The sequence below is a fragment of the Volucribacter amazonae genome (genome assembly GCF_029783845.1).
In the GTDB taxonomy this organism is placed as follows: Bacteria; Pseudomonadota; Gammaproteobacteria; order Enterobacterales; family Pasteurellaceae; genus Volucribacter; species Volucribacter amazonae.
In genome coordinates, this window is the sequence record NZ_LWID01000001.1 from 1,010,690 (window position 1) to 1,031,937 (window position 21,248).

The following is a 21,248-nucleotide window of genomic DNA, read 5'->3' on the forward strand; positions in this document are numbered from 1 at the left end:
TTAACTGTTGTTATTTTAAGCAAAATTTTTCATTTTCCTACCGCACTTTTGCCTTAGTTTTACTCTTACTGCTATGTGGCACGTTTGAATTTACTCGGCTTAGTTGACGCAATGCTTGAAAATCCACATAGTTAAGTAAATTCGGCAACATGGTTAATAGCATATTCATAAAGTCCTGATAACTCGCTTGTTTTTGGCTAATACTAGTCAGTTGCGATTCCCAATGTGCGGTCATATCTGGTTGCGTTGCTATTTCGGGTAAGGCTTGAATAAGCACCCTGCCCGCCTCTGTACTATGGATATTTCTGCCCTTTTTATATAAAAAGCCTCGCTTGAATAATAACTCAATAATACCCGCTCGCGTTGCCTCAGTGCCTAATCCGTCTGTTTCACGCAAAATTTTTTTCAAGGCTTTATCCTGCACAAAACGAGCGATACCTGTCATTGCTGATAACAAAGTGGCATCAGTAAAGGGTTTAGGGGGCTGTGTTTTTTTACTGATAATTTCCCCTTTTAGACAATGTAAAATATCGCCTTTTTTCACTTCAGGTAAGGGCGGATCTGCTTGCTGATCTTCATCTTCTTTCCCCAAAAGTTGTTTCCAACCCGCAATTTGTAAATTGCGAGCTTGGGCAATAAAAGTTCCCCCTGCAATATTCAGTGTAATACGGCTTTTACGATATTCGGCATCAGGGCAAAATTGTAATAAATATTGGCGAGCAATAAGCTGATAAATTTGCATTTCTCGTGGATTTAGCGACACTTGGCGATGATTTGCCGTTGGAATAATGGCATGGTGTGCCTCTACTTTTTTATCATTCCAACAACGATTTTTTTGTGCAAGATCCACCACTTCAGGTAATTGTTGGTATTCCCTTACACGAGAAGAAATCGCCTTTGTTACCGCCTGTCGTTCAGCAAAATGTTCTTGGGGCAAGTAACGACAATCAGAACGAGGATAGGTAATTAATTTATGGGTTTCATATAAACGCTGACAAATATCTAACACCTCTTGAGCGGATAAGCCAAACCCTTTTGCCGCATCAATTTGCAAAGCGGAAAGGGAATAAGGCAAGGGGGCGGTTTCTTTTTCTCGTTTATCACTATAATCGGTTACTTCCGCTGGCTGATTGGTAATACGTTTTACCACATTTTCCGCTAATGGACGTGATAACACACGCCCTTCTTCATCTTGATAATCCTCACAGGCTTTGCTCGGTTGCCATAATGCCGTAAAAGAAAAGGCTTGATTTTGTTCATCTTGCGTTGGCGAGGGTTGAATATGGGCTAATACTTCAAAAAAATCTTTAGGCTGAAAATGTTCAATATCAAGATCTCTACGCACAATAAGCCCTAAAACAGGCGTTTGTACACGCCCAACAGAAAGCACGCCCTTATAGCCCGTTTGTTGCCCACGAATAGTAAAGGCTCTTGTCATATTAATGCCATATAGCCAATCGGCTCTTGAGCGAGCAAGGGCGGAAGTGGCTAATGGCACAAAGTTTTGATTAGGTTGTAATTTTTCAATCGCCTTTGCCACCGCACTGGGATTAAGATCGCTGATTAAACAACGTTTTATTTTGGCACGTTTTTCACTGGGTAATTTCACATAGCTAAAAATTTCATCAATTAATAATTGCCCTTCTCGATCAGGGTCGCCCGCATTAACGATTTCATCAGCTTGTTGGATCAGTTTTGTAACAATTTTCAGTTGTTTAGCGGTATTTTTTTTCGCGACTAATTGCCATTGTTCAGGCACAATGGGTAAATGCTCCAAACGCCATTGTTTAAACAAAGGATTATAAGCATCAGGTTCAGCTTGCTCTAATAAATGCCCGATACACCAAGTAACATAATCTTGCTCACCACATTTAATAAAGCCCTCACCACGCTGATGGGGTTTGGGTAAAACCTCGGCAATCGCTCGCCCTAAACTGGGTTTTTCTGCTATAAATAATCGCATAATTTTTATTGTTGAGTTAAAAAGGATTTACCACCTAATTGGTTCATTTGTTGTAAAATCCATGCTTGGCGGCGTAATACATAAGCACTTGGACGATTAACCTGATAAATAATCGGATTGGGTAAAACCGCAGCAAGCAACGCCGCTTCTTGTTGATTTAATTGTTTCGCTGATTTGTTAAAATAATGCTGACTTGCTGCTTCTACCCCAAAAATGCCTTCGCCAAATTCGGCAATATTAAGATAGACTTCTAAAATACGCTGTTTTGACCATAGGCTTTCTAATACTAAAGTTGTCGGCACTTCTAATCCTTTCCGCAGCCAGCTTTGCCCATGCCATAAATATAAATTTTTGGCGGTTTGTTGCGAAAGACTAGAACCACCACGCAAACGCATTGAATTTTGATTATTTTTTACCGCACTTTTTATCGCTTGCCAATCAAAACCATAATGATCAAAAAACTTTTGATCTTCTGCGGCGATTACCGCTAATTGCATCTGCCAGGCAATGTTATCCAAACTTACCCATTGATAATCTAATTTAGTGGTAAAGTCGCCCTGTACCCAAGCCATAATTTTTTGCTGTGCCATATAAGCGGAAAAAGGAACGGGCATAAAGCGAAATAATAGCGTAATGCCTACAAAGAATAATAGGCTATATCCGATAATACGGCATAGCCATTTTTTTACTTTGCTATAGACAGTATTTTTCCGTTTATTCTTTTTGCTCATTGAGTTGTTGTTTAATCCATTGAATAAATTCAGGTGGCATGGTTTTGATCATATTAGATCCCCTTGTAATGGTTGCCGCACTGGTATTTAAGTTTTGTTGGATTTCCCGTTGTGAAGTGTGAGCATCAAGTAATTGATTGACAATTTGTAAACGTAAACCAACAGAATCTCGTTCATCAGGGGTTAATAATAAGGTCAATAGTTCTTGTTCTTTTTCCTCTTGAACCGCACGACGCAAGATGTCAATAAAGGCTTCCCATTGTGCTAAATTACGACTTAAATACATTCTGCTCTCCCTATGATCAGACTGATACTATTTAACTAGTATAATCGATCATATTCGCTTTTGCTGAATTTTATCAGTGGTTTTTGTTGTAAAATTTGATAATAGTAGTCATAAGTGAGTACATTTTGCACATAACCCCTTGTTTCATAAAAAGGGATACTGGCAATAAATTCAGCCATAGTTAATTTCCCTTGTGAGCGAGCTAACCAATTATCTACTCTGGAACTTCCCGCATTATAAGCGGCAGCAATAAGAATACGGTTATCGCCATAGCGTTCGGCAAGCTCTTGTAAATGGGCTGTACCAAGCATAATGTTATAGAAAGGATCAAATAATTGAGCCTGTTGCTTGTAAGGTAATTGATATTTGTCCGCTGTGGCTTGAGCCGTAGTGGGTAATAATTGCATTATTCCTCGCGCATTTGCCGAAGATTGAGCATAGGGTTTCCACGCACTTTCTTGTCGTGCGATTGCCATAGCAAAAGTGCGGTCAATTTTGGAATTATTTTTTAATTGTAAATCAAACCAATTTAAATAGGCATTGGGTAAACGTAGAGCCAAATATCCCCAAGCCTTTGCTTGAATTGTGGCTTCTACCGCTAAATCAAACCATTGCTGTTGATGAGCATATTCACTTAGCAATAATTTTTGCTTGTTGCTAGCTGAACTTAATAACGCCCACCATTCTCGATTGATCTGTTGCTGATTTGCTTGTTGCCCAAGTTGGTAAAGGCGTTGAATTCTCTGAAGTGCGGGTTGAAATGCGAGTAAATTTGTTTGTTGTCTAGCTTGTGAGCTAATTTCTACCATATTAGGTTGATAAACGATCCCTAGCTGTTGAGCCGCTAGCATAGGATAAAAGCCACGTTGCTCACTTAAGGCTGTTAAGATTTGCTGGCTTTGTTGTTTTTTCCCTTGTTTTTGCAACGCATAGGCTTGCCAATAACGCCATTCTTGGCTTTGTTTGGCATTATCGGATAATAGATCAAGCCAAGGCGAAAGATCTTGTTGTTGACGAATCGCTAACCGAATACGGCGTTCAGTTTGGCGATCTTCCTTGAGCTGTGCAATTTGTTGATCTCGCCATTGTTGCAATAAGGCAATATCACTATCAAATATTTGCCAAAGAAATTGGGATTTCCATTGCTTAATTTGTGTGTCCGTTAAAGCAAATTTATCTGCCCAAATTTGATAGGGAGCAAAGGGATTTTCACTGATTGTCCATTTATCTTCGCCTAACTGACGTATAAATGTAGGAAAAATCGCTAAAATAATGGCTTGATTATCGGCGTTATTTTCTGCCTTTTCGGCAAAATCAGGCAATCTTTGCGGGCGTTGTAAAAGTTGTTGAATGTCCTTTAACCAAGTATTTTCTGGTGCTAAGGCAACCAACTGATTTAATAACGCCGTATTTTTTTGCTGAAATGCCAATATTGCTCGTTGAGTAATCAATGCGTTACTAAGCGGATCTTGTTGTTGCCATAATGCCACCAATACAGCACAATTTGCAGGTAAATTTTGCCCTGTTAGCCATAATTGTTGTATATCTTGTTGCTGTTCAGTGGTCAAAAGTGCGGTGTCTTTTGAGGTTAAATTGATTTCAGCCTGCATAAGCAAACAACGATTTGCCACTGAATCAGTTAATAGCCCTTGATTATCTACAATGGCTTGCCAATGTTGCTGATTAAATTGGGTATTAAACCAATTTGTGGTTAAGGTGCTTACAAAATAATTAGGCAAATCAGGGTATTGCTGGCTAAATTGACGAATGTCATCTACATTAAGCTGATCTTGTTGGGCTTTGGCATTGAGTAACTGGAATTGAGCATAGGGATACAGCGGATAACTTGTCAATTCAGGCAACATATTCTCTACCAAGTTTAATGTAGCTTGGCTTTGACTTTGTTGAATAATTTGATTGAGTTTTTGATAAACCTCGTCTTGCTTTATTGCTTGAATAGGTTCAGCCTGAACAGTATGATGAAATAACAGGCATAAATAACTCGCCCATAAGATTTTGTATTTCATTCTCTTCCTCAATCACTTTATTTGATATTAATCGTTACGCTATGCTACCTTTTGCATTATGTTACCCATTTCTCTACAAAGTGCGGTCAATTTTTAAAAAGTTTTTTATTTAATGCTTTTACATCCAAGCATTATTACGAATAATTCCCACTGCAATACCTTCAATTTCAAAATAAGGCTCTTCTGCTAAATTGACGACGATTGGCTCAAAATCTTCATTTTCGGCGTGTAAATAAATGATTGAACCTTGTCGCTCAAAACGTTTTACCGTAACTTCATTATCAATTCTCGCCACAATCACTTGCCCATTACGCACATCTTTTGTGCTATGTACCGCCAATAAATCACCGTCTAAAATACCAATATCTTTCATGGACTCGCCATAGACCTTCAATAAAAAACTGGCAGCAGGTTTAAACATATCAGGATCAATTTTGTAAGTACCTTCAATATGTTGCTCGGCTAAGATCGGCTCGCCTGCGGCAACACGTCCAATCAAAGGCAATCCTTCCTCTTCGTTATCTTCTTCTTGCTCCCATAATAAGCGTATGCCCCTTGATGTACCAGAAACAATTTCAATCACGCCTTTACGGGCTAAGGCTTTTAAATGTTCTTCCGCCGCATTTGGCGAACGAAAGCCGAGTTCTCTGGAAATTTCTGCTCGAGTAGGTGGCATACCCGTTGATTCAATATGATGTTTCAGGAAATCATAGACTTCTTGTTGACGAGCAGTGAGGGCTTTAAAGGGTTTCATAATCACTCCTTAACTGTCTTTTTATACATTTTTATCTGTCATAATATACAGTAACCCCCCTGTATTGCAATAACTAATTGCAGATTTTTAGCAATAAAATGTGATTTAAGCCAGAATTCCTGATATTTGTATTCAGCTTAACTTGTGGTTTTATGCTAGACTATCGCTATTTGTTTAGTTATAGTCGTTCCACTTTAAAATAAGTGGGTGTTAAATACGCCCTGTCTGATTTTAAATTGAAACAACTATACTAATGAAACAATAATTGGCTTATCATCAATGATAAGCGAGGTTAAATGGATATTATTATGTCTGTATGTTTAAATTTTTATCGGAAAATGTTGGATTTTCCATTAACATTATTAGTCAAAAATAACCCTATTCCTAATTCCCCCATTGAAGAGCTTGGTTTAGATATTTCTCAACCCTTTGTTTATGTTTTGCCCTATACTTCTCAAACAGATTTACTTATTTTTCGCAAAAATTGTTTAAGTGTCGGCTTGCCTGATCCCTTAGAAAATAATGAAATAAATGGTGTGAGCTTGCCTCGTTTTGTTTTTCTTGATGAAGGTCGTCGCATTTTCCGTTCTAAAGGTGCAAAAAAAGAAACAGAACAGGTATTTTATCGCTATTTAGAATTGCATCGCCATGCAACAGAATTAGATGTCCAGCTTATCCCTGCCTCGGTATTATGGGGACGCGCTCCCGGGCATGAACAACAAACAGGTTTACCAGATTTACGCCTCGTCAGTGGTATTCGTAAGCTGATTTCTATTGCTTGGTTTAGAAGCGATACCTTTGTGCGTTTTTCGCAAGCCGTTTCCCTGCGTTATATGGTAAATAAATATGGGGCAGATAAGAAAATTGCACAAAAATTAGCAAGAGTGGCAAGAATTCATTTCTCTAAACAACGGATCTCAGCCACAGGCCCACGCTTGCCTAATCGTGAGGCAATGTTTAATAAATTATTGCAATCGCCAACCATTCTTGCTGCCATTGCTGATGAAGCACAAAATAAAAAAATAACCCCAGAAAAAGCCACGCAAGAGGCGAAGAAAATCCTGAATGAAATTGCTGCCAATGTGAGCTATGAGGGGCTGCGTATGGCGGATCGCTTTTTAGGTTGGCTTTGGAACAAACTCTATCAAGGCATTTCGGTAGAACACGCCGATCGTGTACGCAAACTCGCCTTAGATGGACACGAGATTGTTTATGTGCCTTGTCATCGTAGCCATATTGATTACCTATTATTATCTTATGTGTTATATCATCAAGGTTTATTTCCACCCCATATTGCCGCAGGAATTAACCTCAATTTCTGGCCTGTGGGCGGAATGTTTAGACGAGGTGGGGCATTTTTTATTCGCCGTAGTTTTAAGGGTAACCGCTTATATGCCACCATTTTTCGTGAATACTTAGCCGAATTATTTCATCGTGGTTATTCGGTGGAATATTTTATTGAGGGGGGACGCTCACGCACAGGGCGTTTGCTTGCCCCTAAAACGGGTATGATGTCAATGACCTTACAGGCTTTACAACAAGGACAAAATCGTCCTATTTCTATTGTGCCTGTTTATATTGGCTATGAGCATGTGTTGGAAGTGGATACTTATGCCAAAGAATTACGAGGGGCTGCAAAAGAAAAAGAAAATGCAGGCTTGGTGTTACGAGTTATCAAAAAATTGCGTAACTTAGGCAAAGGCTATGTGAATTTTGGCGAGCCTATTCAGCTTAATAATTACCTCAACCAACATTATCCTGAATGGAAAGAAGAACAACAAACAGAAGAACGTCCCGCTTGGTTTGCTCAAGCGGTTGATGCCGTAGCAAATCAAGTGATGACCCATATTAATAATGCGGCAGCGGTAAATGCCATGAACCTCACAGGAACTGCCTTGCTTTCTTCTCGCCAACGGGCATTATCACGAGAACAGCTATTAGAACAACTTGATAGCTATCAGCAATTTTTACAAAATGTGCCTTATTCTGCGGACGTGATTATTCCTAATGAAACCCCGCAACAAATGTTAGAGCATGTATTAGGACTTGATCGCGTGGGGGTATTAATAGAAAAAGATAATTTTGGCGAAATTGTACGCTTAGAACGTAACTCAGCGGTATTAATGACCTATTATCGCAACAACATTCAGCATTTATTTGTATTACCTGCTTTAGTCGCCAGCATTGTGTTACATTATGAAGCGATTCAAAAACAGTTGGTCTTAGAAGCTGTACATAAAATTTATCCATTCTTACAAAATGAATTATTTATGCACCTGCCACAGGATCAGTTAAATCAATACATTGATCAAATTATCAACGAGTTACAACGTCAGCAACTGATTAAGGATAATGACAAATTATTAAGCCTAAATAAAGCCAAAGTAAGAACCTTACAGCTTTGGTCAGCAGGTGTGCGTGAAATTTTACAACGCTATTATATTACCCTAAGCCTATTACAAGCGGATCCGCACATTAGCCGAGCAACTCTTGAAAAAGAAAGCCAATCCATTGCACAACGCTTATCGGTATTACATGGCATCAACGCCCCTGAATTTTTTGATAAAGCGGTCTTTTCTACCTTTATCGCTAGCCTAAAAGCCAATGAATATATCGATCAAAATGGCTACGCAATGGTAGCAAAAGTAAATGACATTGCTAATATACTAAGCAAAATGATCTCCCCTGAGGTGATTTTAACCATTCAAAGTGCGGTGGAAAAAGGGGAATGATTTAGAATATAACCGCTATGATTAAGAAACGGTAAAGCATTTTGTTTTGCCGTTTTTTTATGGGTATAGCCGCCTCACTTTAAAATAATACAGCGTTGGCACGCCTCGCTGTACTACTTTGTACTGCCTTTGGCGTACCGCCTTGTCTTATTTTAAATTGAAACGACTATAATAAAAAACGCTTGCTTTACAATAAATTTCATATAAAATTAAATTTGTGATTTTAATAAGGCACAATTTAATTATGAAAAAATTAATTGAGTTTTACAGCGGATCCCCCCAATTCCGTATCCAAGAAAGCACTGATATTAATGCACCATACTATTGTTATTATGGACAAGCTGAATTGGAAAATGATTTGATTGATATGGGGCAGGATTATCAAGGTAAGCGAGTGCGAACCTTTGATAAACTCATCACTGTCCAAACTGACGATATTGTATTCAGTTTAATTTCAGGGCGAGCAAGCCAAGTGCGAGCCAGACATCAAGGTTATTTATTGACACAAAACTATGTGAAATTAATGCCGTCCTCTCAACTTAATGGCAAATATTTGATTTTTTTACTCAATGAAAATGCCAATATTCGCCGCCAATTACAAATGAATTTGCAAGGTTCAAGTGTACAAAAATATACAATTAAACAGCTTAAAGAACTAGAGCTTCCCCCTTTGCCGCCCTTAGAAAAACAGCAATTAATGGGCGAGATCTATTTTAAGCAATTACGGATTCAAGCCTTGCAACAGCAAGTCGCCAAATTACAAACCACTATCGTACTTAATCAATTAAAAGGAGTAAAATAATGACAGAATTTGAATTTGAAACCCAATTAATCAGCTACTTAAGCACAGGAAAAATCGCAACGAATAGCGTAGCAGAACCTACCGCTAGCTATTTTCTAACGGAAAAACTCTGGGAATATAAACCAGAAATTAAAACCACCGAGCAACTCTGGCAAAATTTTAAACAAATTTTAGAACGCTTAAATCAAAATATTCTTCATCACCCATTGAGTGTACATGAATTTGAACAAGTCAAAACCCAAATTTGCAATTTACGCACCCCTTACCAAGCTGGGCAATTTTTATACGGCTTAAATGGTATTTCACAGGTTGAAGTGGATTTAGAAGATGGCCGCCATGTATTTTTAACGGTATTTGATCAAAAACAGATTGGTGCAGGCGATACGGTTTATCAAATTGTTAATCAAATTGAACGCCCAGCAACGATAGCAGGTAAGCAAAATCGACGTTTTGATATTACTTTATTGATTAATGGCTTGCCAATTATTCAGATTGAAGCGAAAAAAGAAACCGTTGATGTTAATGATGCACTTAACCAAATGCACCAGTATGCGTTAGAAAATCAATATCGTGATATTTTTTCTACAGTGCAAATTTTAGTGGCGGTTGCACCAAATAATGTGAAATATATGGCAAATACCACCGCCGATAAATTTAACAAAGATTTTGCCTTTAATTGGCAACGCAAAGGCGATAATAGCGTTGTTCGTCATTGGAAAGAGTTTGCAAATTCCATGCTGAGTATTCCTATGGCGCATCAAATGGCAACCAATTATATGATTTTGGACGGCACAGAAAACAAACAAATGCTCAAAGTAATGCGCCCTTATCAGGTTTATGCTACCCAAGCCGTATTAGATAAATTGAAACCTTGGGATTTTGAATTTAGCAATAAAAAGCTAGGTTATATTTGGCATACCACAGGTAGCGGTAAAACCATTACCAGTTTTAAAACCGCTTGGCTTGCCAGTCGTTTGCTGAACGTGGATAAAGTGGTGTTTGTGGTGGATCGCATTGCCCTAACCAAACAAACTTTTGAAAATTATCAAGCCTATGATCCTGATAAAAATAACAACGATAAATGGGGTTCAGTGCAAAATACTAATAACACCCGAGATTTACGTAAAAAACTCAAAGAGACAAACAAAAATATTATTGTTACCAGCGTACAAAAATTATTGAAATTGGTGAAATCCAAAGGATTTGTTGCACCTGATAAACGCATTGTGTTTGTAGTGGACGAAGCCCACCGTTCTACTGCTGGCGAGGGCTTTGAGCTTATTCAGGCAGCTTTTAAGAAATCCGTTTGGATTGGCTATACAGGCACGCCAATGTTTGATAATCGTAGCAAAGGCTTACGCACTCAAGATATTTTTGGCGAATTATTACACGCCTACACCATTCGTGAAGCCATTGCCGATCGCAATGTATTGGGCTTTAAAGTGGATTTTAAAAGCACCGTAGATATGCGCGCCTTGTTAAAGCAAGAACACCCCGATTGGAATGATGAAAAAATTGAACAAGAGCTAGAAGCCATTCGCCAAGAGGAATTTGAACAAGCGGATTTATTTGGCAAAAGCGAGGGCAATCACAAAATCAGCAAAGGGGAAAAAATTGAACGCAGTTTACACCCTAATTTTTACGATGAAACCCCTGAACACGTAGAAAAAGTGGTGGAAGATATTTTTCAAAATTGGCGAAACCGTTCCAACAATGGCAAATATAATGCCTTATTAACCACTCATGTCAGCGGTAACGGCCCAAGTACGCCTTTAGCGATGCGTTATTTTGATGAGTTTGTACGAGTCAATAAAGTACGGTCGGAATTGGGAAAATTTACGTTAAAAGTCGCCATTACTTTTAGTTTAAATACCAGCAATAACGACAGTATGACCCAAAGCAATCAAGCCTTACATCGTGCTATCGATCATTACAATCAACAATTTAATACCAAATTTGGCTTAGACAGCGTTTCGGAATATACGCAAGACGTCATGAGTCGATTGAATAAAACCTGTGTGGATAAAAACTACCTTGATTTAGTCATCGTGGTGGATCAATTGCTAACAGGCTTTGATGCCCCTGAACTCAATACCCTTTATGTGGACCGTATTTTAAAAGATGCTAGCTTAATTCAAGCCTATTCACGCACCAATCGTATCGCCGATATGCAAGAAAAACCCTTTGGGCAAATTATCAATTACCGTTGGCCAGTACAAAATGAACGCTTGATGAATGAAGCCCTTGCCATTTATGCCAATAAAAATTCCGCGCATCTTTCCGATGAAGAGCGTAAACGTGAAAACCAAAAAGACGGCATATTGGCAAAACCTTTTAATGAAGTCTTAAAAGATGCCAAAAACGTGGTAAATGAATTAGCTAAGTTAACGCAAAATAGCAGACAAGAGCCTTTTATGGAGTTACCAAAAAGTGAAAAACAAAAAGAAGATTTACTAGATTATTTGCGAGATTACAATATGCTAATAGCCAAGCTCAAACAATATCCTCAAGAGGAAATAGACGAGCATATTGAGGGCTTTGATTATGATAATCCTGATGCTTTGATTGAACAGTTAGGTATGACAGTGGAGCAAGAAAAAATGCTCACCACTGTTTTGGCTGGCGAACTGAAATACCATCTTGCCAAAATAAAACAAATTTCAGTGGCGGAAATTGAACTAAGAATGTCGCACATTAAAGAAGTTACCGTTACTCATGATTATTTAATGGAACTACTTGAGCAATTAATTAACCAAGTCCATCAACAACAAAGCGAACAAGTAGCACAAACCAAAGACGATATTGAGAAATTTGCCAATGGGTTAGAGAATTTAGCCTATGCACAAAAAATTCGCCGAGCTACCGAAGCCATTATTAACAAAGAATACCCAACCGAACCTTTTGAAGGCAACTATCGCTTAAAAGACGGAGAATTAAATCAAGTCTTGGAGCAGGCAAGCACCATTACCCTTGATCGGCAATTACTCGATTTTCGCAATCATTGGGGCATTACCGATATTGTGAGTAGCGCAGGGTTACGCCAATTATTTGCTCATCATCAATATGGGCAACAGGATTTGGACGATACCAAAGCGGTAACCAAGATAATTAATCAAGGGGTTGAACATTATAAAGTCTTAGCAACGGATAGCGAAGTCCAAGCCCTTAGTAAAATCAAATACCGCACCGCATTACGCAACGCTATTGGGCAATTAGCGGATAAATTAACCCAATATTAGGAGACATCAATGGCAAAGCATAATGAAATCCAATTTTTACTCTATGGCGATGACAGCCCCATTGAAGTACTTGCCAAAGAAGAAACCATTTGGGCAACGCAAAAAGCTATTGCTCAGCTTTTTGATGTAGGTGTCCCTGCAATTAACAAGCACCTAAAAAATATTTTTGAATCAGGAGAATTGGACGAACATCGAACTATTTCCAAAATGGAAATAGTTCAAAATGAAGCTGGGCGTCAAGTCAAACGAACAACAACATTTTATAATCTTGATGCCATTATTTCTGTGGGCTATCGAGTGAATTCGCAAAAAGCCACCAAATTCCGTATTTGGGCGACCGATATTTTAAAAGAATACATTAAAAAAGGCTTTAAAATTGATGTTGAGCGAATGAAACAAGGCGAAAGGGTTTTTGGAAAGGATTATTTTCGTGAATTGGTGGAAATCGTTCGCAGTATCCGAGCCAGCGAACGGCGAGTTTGGCAACAAATTACCGATATTTTTGCCGAAATTTCCTATGATTACGATAAAAATGCAGAAATTACACGCCAATTTTATGCCAGCGTACAAAATAAATTTCATTATGCCATTACAGGCAAAACCGCTGCTGAAATTGTGTATCAAAAAGCGGACAAAGATCAACCCAATATGGGTTTAACCAGTTGGAAAAATGCCCCTGACGGACGGATTTTATCCTCAGATGTTACTGTGGCGAAAAATTATTTATCCGCCGAACAAATACGCCGACTGGAACGCAGTATTTCCGCCTATTTTGACTATGTGGAACGATTATTAGAGGAAGAAAATTTGCTTTCAATGCAAGATTTTGCGGAAAGTATTGACGCCTTTTTACAATTTAACCGCTACCAAATCTTATCCGATAAAGGCAAAATAAGCCAAAAAATGGCAAAGCAAAAAGCCCTTGATGAATATCAGCAATTTAATAAAATTCAACCGATTAAATCCGATTTTGATCAATTAATTCACCAAACAAAGGAATTATCAAATGACTAATAATAATCAAAAAGTGCCTAAATTAAGATTTCCTGGTTTTAATGACGCTTGGGAACAGCGGAGGTTGGGGGAAGTAGCTGATATTGTACGAGGTGCTAGCCCTAGACCTATCCAAGATCCAAAATGGTTTGACAACAACAGTGATATAGGCTGGCTACGCATCTCTGACGTTACAGAACAAGATGGAAGAATTTATTATCTTGAGCAAAAAATATCAAAATTAGCCCAAGAAAAAACTAGAGTTTTACCCAAACCACATTTATTGTTAAGTATTGCAGCTACGGTAGGGAAGCCCGTTATTAATTATATTAAAACAGGTGTACATGATGGTTTTCTAATCTTCTTAAACCCTAAATTTGATATTGAATTTATGTTTCAATGGTTAGAAATGTTTCGCCCTAAATGGAATAAATATGGACAACCCGGTAGCCAAGTAAATTTAAATTCTGATTTAGTCAAGAACCAAATAATATTCTTACCCACAGAAATAGAACAAGCCAAAATTAACCACTTTTTCAACCAACTCGATCAGCTAATTACCCTTCATCAGCGTAAGTTAGATAACCTGAAAAAGCAGAAAAAATCCTTATTACAGCAAATGTTTGTTTAATACACGTACAATTTTAGTCAAAAATTTTATTATTTCGGAGCATAAAATGAGTAAAGTAACCACAATCGCTAATCAAATCTGGGCTATGGCAAATGAACTGCGTGGCAATATGGGAGCGGAAGAATATAAAAACTATATTCTCGGCTTTATTTTCTATCGCTATCTGTCCGAACACCAAGCCCAATATTTAATCCAGAACAATATTCTTGAAGTTAAAGAGGGACAAAGCCTAACGCAGGCTTATCAACAAGCGGTTGAGCAAGATGGTTTAGAAGATTATTTGCAGGATATGGCTTCGGCATTAGGTTATGCCATTAATCCTGAACATATGTGGGATCAGTTGGTAGAAAAAATCCAGCAAAATAAAATTGCCCCAAGCGACTATCAAGCCATTTTTGATAGTTTTAACCAAAATACAGAAATTAATATTGAGGCAGCCAAGGATTTTAGAGGGGTATTTAATGATTTAAACCTAGGAGATTCACGCTTAGGCAATTCCATTAATGAACGCACCAAAGCCTTAAATAAAGTGGTGCTATTAGTCAATGATATTCAGTATAAAGATGAAAAAGGGCGGGATATTTTAGGCGAAATTTATGAAGAATTAATTGGTAAATTCGCCGCCAACGCAGGGAAAAAAGGCGGAGAGTTTTATACTCCACATGCGGTCAGTCAAATTCTTGCTAAAATTGTTACTATTAATATTGCTAAAGATAATCAAGTATTTAGCGTTTATGACCCAACTTGCGGCTCAGGCTCATTATTATTGACCGTATCGGAACAATTACCTGATGGCAAAAAGCAAGGACGCATTAAATTTTACGGACAAGAGTTAAACACCACTACCTACAACTTGGCGCGTATGAATTTAATGATGCACGGCGTCAGTTTTTCTAATATGACTTTGTCAAATGCTAATACGCTAGAGTCCGATTGGCCTGATGGCGTTGATGCACAGGGTATTGACCGCCCAAGAACCTTTAATGCGGTAGTGGCAAACCCGCCTTATTCCGCTAACTGGGATAATAATGAAAGTAAACTGAAAGATCCAAGATTTAATGCCTATGGTAAACTTGCCCCTAAATCCAAAGCGGATTTTGCCTTTGTCTTGCATGGCTTATACCATTTAAATAATGAAGGCACAATGGCGGTAGTATTACCACATGGCGTCTTATTCCGAGGGGCGGCAGAGGGGCATATTCGTCAAGTTTTAATTGAAAAAAATTATATTGATACTGTCATTGGTTTGCCTGCAAATTTATTTTTTGGAGCGGCTATCCCAACTTGTATCTTAGTATTGAAAAAAAATAAGACCAATAAAAATATTTTATTTATTGATGCCTCTAATGAATTTGAAAAGGGAAAAAATCAAAATTTCCTTTCAGAACAACATATTAATAAGATTATTCAAACCTACCAAGCTCGCCAGAATGTGGATAAATATGCTTATTTAGCCGATTTTGATGAAATAAAAACGAACGATTTCAATCTCAATATCCCTCGTTATGTGGATACCTTTGAGGAAGAAGAGGAGATCGATCTTAATGATGTTATGCGACAATTAGCGCAAGACAATCAAGAAATTGCCCAATTAGAGCAAGAAATTAAAGCACAATTGAAATTATTGGGGGTGGAAATAGAATAAAATACCTTGTTAATTTCTCAAGCCAAACTTTAATAGCTAAAAGCTATCATAAGTTTGGCTTTTTTATAAGTATTTAGCGGAATTTTTCCTTACGCTGATGAAGGGTAATAAGCTGATCAAGCTGGCTGAAAAAGTGGCCGATTTTTTGTTGTTCAGCTAGTTGTGGTAATGAAATTATGTAATCTAATAAAGTTGGTAGTCGCAATGAATCAACAGTCGCTTTTACTGTGTGTTTTAATGCGTGTTTTTTGAAATTAGTATTCATTTCATACAAAACAAACTTACCATTTACATTTGAATCTTTAAAGTTGCTTATTTTATATACTCTTTGGTGATAATCAAATTTCCCATCTATATAATGATATATATCTCCTAATCTCCCTTCTCCAGGAATTAAAATAGCTTCACCATCAAAAATATATTGGTTACTTCTTTCAACTTTTTCAGATCTAACAAAAAATGGATAATTTCCATTTTCATCAGCATCTTGTAAATCACTAGAACCTGTTTTAATGTTTGATATTTCCCCCAACTTCCGCTGTTCCCAAGCGTCAGTGAATTCTGGGAAGCGAATTTCAGGAAATTGGCTACCATTTTTAGGAAACATCTTTTGGAGTAAACTTTTTTTCAGTTTTTTGACGTTTTCTAACTTACGCTGATGAAGGGTAATAAGCTGATCGAGTTGGTTGAAAAAGTGGCCGATTTTTTGTTGTTCGATTTTATTGTCTGTATACCATATTTCTATATTTTTAAGGATTGAAAAATGTCTTTTATATCCTTGAGGCTCTGGCTTATAAAATTCTAATAATGAAAACAGATAATCACGATCAAAATTAGATGCTCCTAAAATTTTAATACCATCGGTGGCTATAAAAAATTTTTCTAATGGCTTATATAAAGAAACTGTATGATCTCCAAATAATATTACATTATTAAAGTTATCAAATGGCTTTCCATTAGCATATCCTAAAATTGGATTGTCTCCTTGTTGAATGATGATGTAATTACCTTTTTCAATGGGATATGCCAAATATTGACGAAATGGATAGGTTTTTAATATATTCAAAAACTTACACTGTTCCCAAGCGTCAGTATTTTTTACGAAATATAAATAATACAAATTAATAAAAAGCTAACGCTTGGGAACAGCGGAAGTTAGGGGATTTATTAAAATATGAGCAACCTAATAGCTATGTTGTTAAATCAACAGACTATTCTAATAATTTTAGAATACCTGTTTTAACCGCTGGAAATAGTTTTGTTTTAGGATATACAAATGAAATTAGTGGTATAAAAGAAGCTAGCCCGAAAAAACCTGTTATCATTTTTGATGATTTTACAACCAATTCTCATTATGTTGACTTTCCTTTCAAAATTAAGAGTACAGCTATTAAACTACTGGAAGTAACATCGCCAAAAGAAAACATTTATTTTATTTATCACATATTAAAGAATATAAAATATGTTCCTCAAAATCATGAACGGCATTGGATTTCAAAATTTTCTGAATTCCATGTATATATTCCAATAGCAAGAGAACAAACCCAAATAGGCCACTTTTTCAGCCAACTCGATCAGCTTATTACCCTTCATCAGCGTAAGGAAAAATTCCGCCAAAATTGCCCCAAAATCCCTAATTTATAATAGATTCTAGCTATCAATCATAGATTGTTAAAAAATAAAGAAACAAAGGATTAAATAATAGTCAGTTTAGGTAAATTATTCTAATCTAGCATTGGGCGTAACTATGCCTAAGGGTGCTTATAGGATTTATTATCTTTAAGTATTTTTTAATTTATCTGGAGAATGTTTTATGCAAACGAATATTCATACACAAGAATTATTTCATATTTATTATAAACGTTGGGTAAAAGTTTATAAGGAGGGGGCTATTCGTCCTGTTACAATGGCAAAATATTTGATGACTCATAATTGGTTAATTAAACTTGCGCCTAAAATTCGATTATGTGATTTAACTCGCACAACCTATCAACAATTACTAAATGATTATGCTTTACAGCACGAACGCCAAACCACAATGGATTTTCATCATCAGCTAAAAGGAGCAATTTTAGATGCTGTAGATGAGGGACTTATTACTCGAGATCCAACACGTAAAGCCATTATTAAGGGCAAAACACCAAAAGCCAAAAAACCTAAATACCTTAATCAGTTTGAACTCCATACCCTACTTAGTCATTTACAATTAGATCAACAACTTAACTGGGATTGGTTTATTATGTTGGTAGCAAAAACAGGTATAAGATTTTCCGAAGCCTTAGCGTTAACACCCAATGATTTTGATTTTTCTCGGCAAACCTTGTCTATTAGTAAAACTTGGGATTACAAAGGCGATGGTGGATTTTTACCCACCAAAAATCGTTCTTCGGTACGTAAAATTCAATTAGACTGGCAAACCATTATTCAATTTTCTCAACTTATCAAAGCATTACCAGAAAATTCCCCTATTTTTGTAGGTAAACAAAAAATTTATAATTCAACAGTAAATGATGTATTATTTCGCCATTGCAAACGAGCCAATTTACCCACTATTTCCTTACATGGTTTAAGGCATACTCACGCTTCTCTGTTATTATTTGCAGGAGTATCTATTGCCAGCGTAGCAAGACGTTTAGGGCATTCAAGTATGACGACGACACAAAAGACCTATTTACACATCATTCAAGAATTAGAAAATCGTGATGTGGATTTAGTGATGCGCTCATTAGCAGGATTAAGCTAATGAAAAAACCTGACAATATTGCTTGTCAGGTTCATATTTTAGTGATTACTTATTTTTTGCCAACTGCTCATGCAATTTATGGCGTTCTTTCATTTTATTGGAAATTTCACGGCGTTGTTTAGAAAGTTCTGCATTACGAATCATATAATCATCAACGCGGGTTTCGTAATCATCGTGCATATTAGAGATAATGGCTCTAACATCATCAATACTCATATCATCAGTAATATATTGATTAAGATTATCTAGTAATAATACACGTTTTTGATTATCACGGATTTTGCGATCATTATCAGCAATATCTCTTTTTAGTTTGTTTTTTAAACGGTACATACGCACATACTCTAAGACATCTTGAAAAGATTGTTTGTTTAGATTTTCCATAGTTGTTATCTCAAATTAAGTTAATACTTGGGTTAATGTAACTGGTTTTGTTGCTTTCGTCAAAATTTTCCTATAAAGCAATTTTGTTATTGTATTAGATTTTTTCTAATTTGGCTAAAGAAGCAATGAGCCATTTTACCCCTTGATTTTGAAAAGCAATTTGTAAACGTGTGTTATTCTCTGCTCCCTCTACATTGACAATAGTGCCAATACCAAATTTTTCATGTTTTATTTTTTGCCCCATTTTCCAAGGATTATCCTGAGTTAAGCTCGTCACACTGGTGGCTTGGGGCTCATTTGCAGAATGAAATGCACGTGTTACTGTGCCACGCAAGCGAATTTCTTGGATACAGTTTTGCGGTAATTCGCTAATAAAACGAGAGGGAATATGGCGTTCCTCTTGCCCATATTGGCGACGACTTTCCGCATAGCTAATGGTTAGATTTTGTTTCGCTCTGGTAATCCCTACATAGGCTAAACGGCGTTCTTCTTCCAAGCGTCCATTTTCCATTAAGGACATTTTACTTGGGAAAATGCCCTCTTCTACACCAACCATAAATACTCGTGGGAATTCTAATCCCTTGGCTGAGTGTAACGTCATCATTTCTACACAAGCCTGATAAGGATTAGCTTGCATTTCGCCCGCCTCTAAAGAAGCGTGTGTTAAAAAGGCAGTAAGATCGGACATTTCTTCAGCATCATCAGGTTTAATAAAACTTCTTGCTGCCGATACCAATTCCTGTAAGTTTTCGATCCGCACTTCGCCTTTTTCGCCTTTTTCTTGTTGATACATCGCATATAAACCAGAATTTTTGATCACAAAATCTGTTTGGGCAAATAATGGCATTGCTTCGCTATCTTGCTGTAATGAATTAATTAATTCTACAAAGCGTAATAATGCTGTTGCTGTGCGTGCAGGTAATTTATTTTCTTGAATTGCCACTTGGGTGGCTTGCCAAAGGGTAATTTGTCGATCTCGTGTTAGGTTACGCAAAATATCTAAGGTGCGTTCGCCAATCCCTCGAGTTGGGGTATTAATAATGCGTTCAAACGCCGCATCATCTTGACGGTTTGCCATTAAACGTAAATAGGCAAGTGCGTCCTTAATTTCTTGTCGTTCAAAAAATCGCATACCCCCATAGATCCGATAAGGGATATTAGCTCGCAATAAGGCTTCTTCTAATACCCGAGATTGACTATTACTACGGTATAAAATCGCACAATCCTCTAATTTTCCACCGTCCTCTAGCCATATTTTAATCTGTGAAGCGACAAATAAGGCTTCATCAAGTTCATTGAAAGCCGCATAAATCCCCACAGGCTCGCCATCGCCCCCCTGTGTCCAAAGATTTTTACCTAAACGGTTTTGATTATTGGCAATTAATTGGTTAGCACTATTAAGAATATTATTGGTAGAACGATAATTTTGCTCTAAACGAATGGTGGTTACTTGAGGGTAATCTCGTGAAAAGCGTTGAATATTCTCAATTTTTGCCCCTCGCCAACCATAAATAGATTGATCATCATCGCCAACAATCATAATTCGCCCTGTTTTCCCTACTAATAGGCGAATCCAATCATATTGGATTTTGTTGGTATCTTGGAACTCATCGATCAAAATATGTTGGAAACGTTGCTGATAACGTTCAAGAATAAGCGGTTTTTTCTGCCATAATTCATAGCTACGCAATAATAGTTCGGCGAAATCAAGTAATCCTGCTCGATCACAAGCGTCTTGGTAAATTTGGTAAAGCCTTACCCATTCACGTTCTTTTGGATTTTCTTGTAAATCAATATGACAAGGACGTAATCCCTCGTCTTTTCGGCTATTGATATACCACACCACTTGTTTAGGCGGGAAAGCATTTTCATCAAGTTGATGAAGTTTAATTAAGCGTTTGATCAAGCGTAATTGATCTTCGCTATCCATAATCTGGAAATCTTGCGGTAAACCTGCATCAAGATGATGTGCCCGTAATAAACGATTTGCAATGCTATGGAAAGTCCCTACCCACATACCCAACAAGGGCTGATTAGCTAGCGTTGCTTTAATACGATGCCGCATTTCATTTGCCGCTTTATTGGTAAAGGTTACCGCCATAATTTGGCTTTCAGGAATATTTTCAACCCCAATTAACCAAGCAATACGATGGGTTAATACCCTCGTTTTGCCACTGCCTGCTCCCGCTAAGACCAAATAATTGCCTAGCGGCGCTGCCACTGCCTCACGTTGTTTATCATTTAAACCATCAAGTAATTCTGCAAAATCCATACTCGCTACCACTGTTTTTTTATACAGAGAAATTATAGCAATATTT

At 37.3% G+C, this 21,248-nt stretch carries 15 protein-coding genes and 1 pseudogene; 8 read left to right on the plus strand and 8 right to left on the minus strand.

Going from position 1 to position 21,248, the window contains the following annotated elements; genetic code table 11:
• Nucleotides 1-37: 37 nt before the first annotated feature.
• The 5 genes from A6A20_RS04970 to lexA all read right to left on the minus strand — a co-directional run bounded on the left by A6A20_RS04970 (nt 38) and on the right by lexA (nt 5,761).
• The gene (locus A6A20_RS04970) at nt 38-1,963 is read right to left on the minus strand and encodes a DNA topoisomerase III (RefSeq protein ID WP_279572421.1); all 1,926 of its coding nucleotides are present in this window, start codon (nt 1,961-1,963) and stop codon (nt 38-40) included.
• Nucleotides 1,964-1,968: 5 nt separating this feature from the next.
• A complete protein-coding gene (gene mtgA / locus A6A20_RS04975) occupies nt 1,969-2,694 on the minus strand; it encodes a monofunctional biosynthetic peptidoglycan transglycosylase (RefSeq protein ID WP_279572422.1) in 726 nt (241 codons plus the stop codon).
• A complete protein-coding gene (trpR, locus tag A6A20_RS04980; RefSeq protein ID WP_279572423.1) occupies nt 2,678-2,980 on the minus strand; it encodes a trp operon repressor in 303 nt (100 codons plus the stop codon). The genes mtgA and trpR overlap by 17 nt, the downstream gene beginning before the upstream one ends.
• 35 nt (nt 2,981-3,015) lie before the next feature.
• Nucleotides 3,016-5,007, minus strand: coding sequence for a transglycosylase SLT domain-containing protein (locus tag A6A20_RS04985; protein ID WP_279572424.1), 1,992 nt, complete (start codon nt 5,005-5,007; stop codon nt 3,016-3,018).
• A 118-nt stretch (nt 5,008-5,125) separates the two neighbouring features.
• Complete coding sequence (gene lexA, locus A6A20_RS04990) at nt 5,126-5,761, minus strand: transcriptional repressor LexA (RefSeq protein WP_279572425.1); 636 nt, start codon at nt 5,759-5,761, stop codon at nt 5,126-5,128.
• A 308-nt stretch (nt 5,762-6,069) separates the two neighbouring features.
• Between lexA and plsB the strand changes: the two genes are divergently transcribed.
• From plsB to A6A20_RS05020, 6 genes are all read left to right on the plus strand, one after another.
• A complete protein-coding gene (gene plsB, locus A6A20_RS04995) occupies nt 6,070-8,493 on the plus strand; it encodes a glycerol-3-phosphate 1-O-acyltransferase PlsB (RefSeq protein ID WP_279572426.1) in 2,424 nt (807 codons plus the stop codon).
• Between the two features lie 244 nt (nt 8,494-8,737).
• Nucleotides 8,738-9,295 (plus strand): restriction endonuclease subunit S, encoded by a 558-nt coding sequence (locus tag A6A20_RS05000; RefSeq protein ID WP_279572427.1) that lies wholly within the window; start codon nt 8,738-8,740, stop codon nt 9,293-9,295.
• Entirely contained in the window at nt 9,295-12,534 is a 3,240-nt protein-coding gene (locus A6A20_RS05005; protein ID WP_279572428.1) for a type I restriction endonuclease subunit R, read from the plus strand. The genes A6A20_RS05000 and A6A20_RS05005 overlap by 1 nt, the downstream gene beginning before the upstream one ends.
• A gap of 9 nt (nt 12,535-12,543) precedes the next feature.
• Nucleotides 12,544-13,548: a RhuM family protein gene (gene rhuM / locus A6A20_RS05010; RefSeq protein WP_279572429.1), complete on the plus strand. Its 1,005-nt coding sequence runs from the start codon at nt 12,544-12,546 to the stop codon at nt 13,546-13,548.
• Entirely contained in the window at nt 13,541-14,158 is a 618-nt protein-coding gene (locus tag A6A20_RS05015) for a restriction endonuclease subunit S (RefSeq protein ID WP_279572430.1), read from the plus strand. Before rhuM ends, A6A20_RS05015 begins: the two co-directional genes overlap by 8 nt.
• Before the next feature lie 46 nt (nt 14,159-14,204).
• Entirely contained in the window at nt 14,205-15,803 is a 1,599-nt protein-coding gene (locus A6A20_RS05020; RefSeq protein WP_279572431.1) for a type I restriction-modification system subunit M, read from the plus strand.
• A gap of 73 nt (nt 15,804-15,876) precedes the next feature.
• Here A6A20_RS05020 and A6A20_RS05025 read toward each other — a convergent pair whose 3' ends face one another.
• Nucleotides 15,877-16,869 (minus strand): restriction endonuclease subunit S, encoded by a 993-nt coding sequence (locus A6A20_RS05025; protein WP_279572432.1) that lies wholly within the window; start codon nt 16,867-16,869, stop codon nt 15,877-15,879.
• An 86-nt stretch (nt 16,870-16,955) separates the two neighbouring features.
• Here A6A20_RS05025 and A6A20_RS05030 point away from each other — a divergent pair.
• Both A6A20_RS05030 and A6A20_RS05035 read left to right on the plus strand, forming a co-directional pair.
• Nucleotides 16,956-17,447, plus strand: a pseudogene (locus A6A20_RS05030) (restriction endonuclease subunit S); the annotation flags it as partial.
• A gap of 169 nt (nt 17,448-17,616) precedes the next feature.
• The gene (locus tag A6A20_RS05035) at nt 17,617-18,546 is read left to right on the plus strand and encodes a site-specific integrase (protein ID WP_279572433.1); all 930 of its coding nucleotides are present in this window, start codon (nt 17,617-17,619) and stop codon (nt 18,544-18,546) included.
• Between the two features lie 45 nt (nt 18,547-18,591).
• Here A6A20_RS05035 and A6A20_RS05040 read toward each other — a convergent pair whose 3' ends face one another.
• Both A6A20_RS05040 and uvrD read right to left on the minus strand, forming a co-directional pair.
• Entirely contained in the window at nt 18,592-18,930 is a 339-nt protein-coding gene (locus tag A6A20_RS05040; protein WP_279572434.1) for a DUF496 family protein, read from the minus strand.
• Between the two features lie 94 nt (nt 18,931-19,024).
• A complete protein-coding gene (gene uvrD / locus A6A20_RS05045) occupies nt 19,025-21,202 on the minus strand; it encodes a DNA helicase II (RefSeq protein ID WP_279572435.1) in 2,178 nt (725 codons plus the stop codon).
• Nucleotides 21,203-21,248 lie beyond the last annotated feature (46 nt).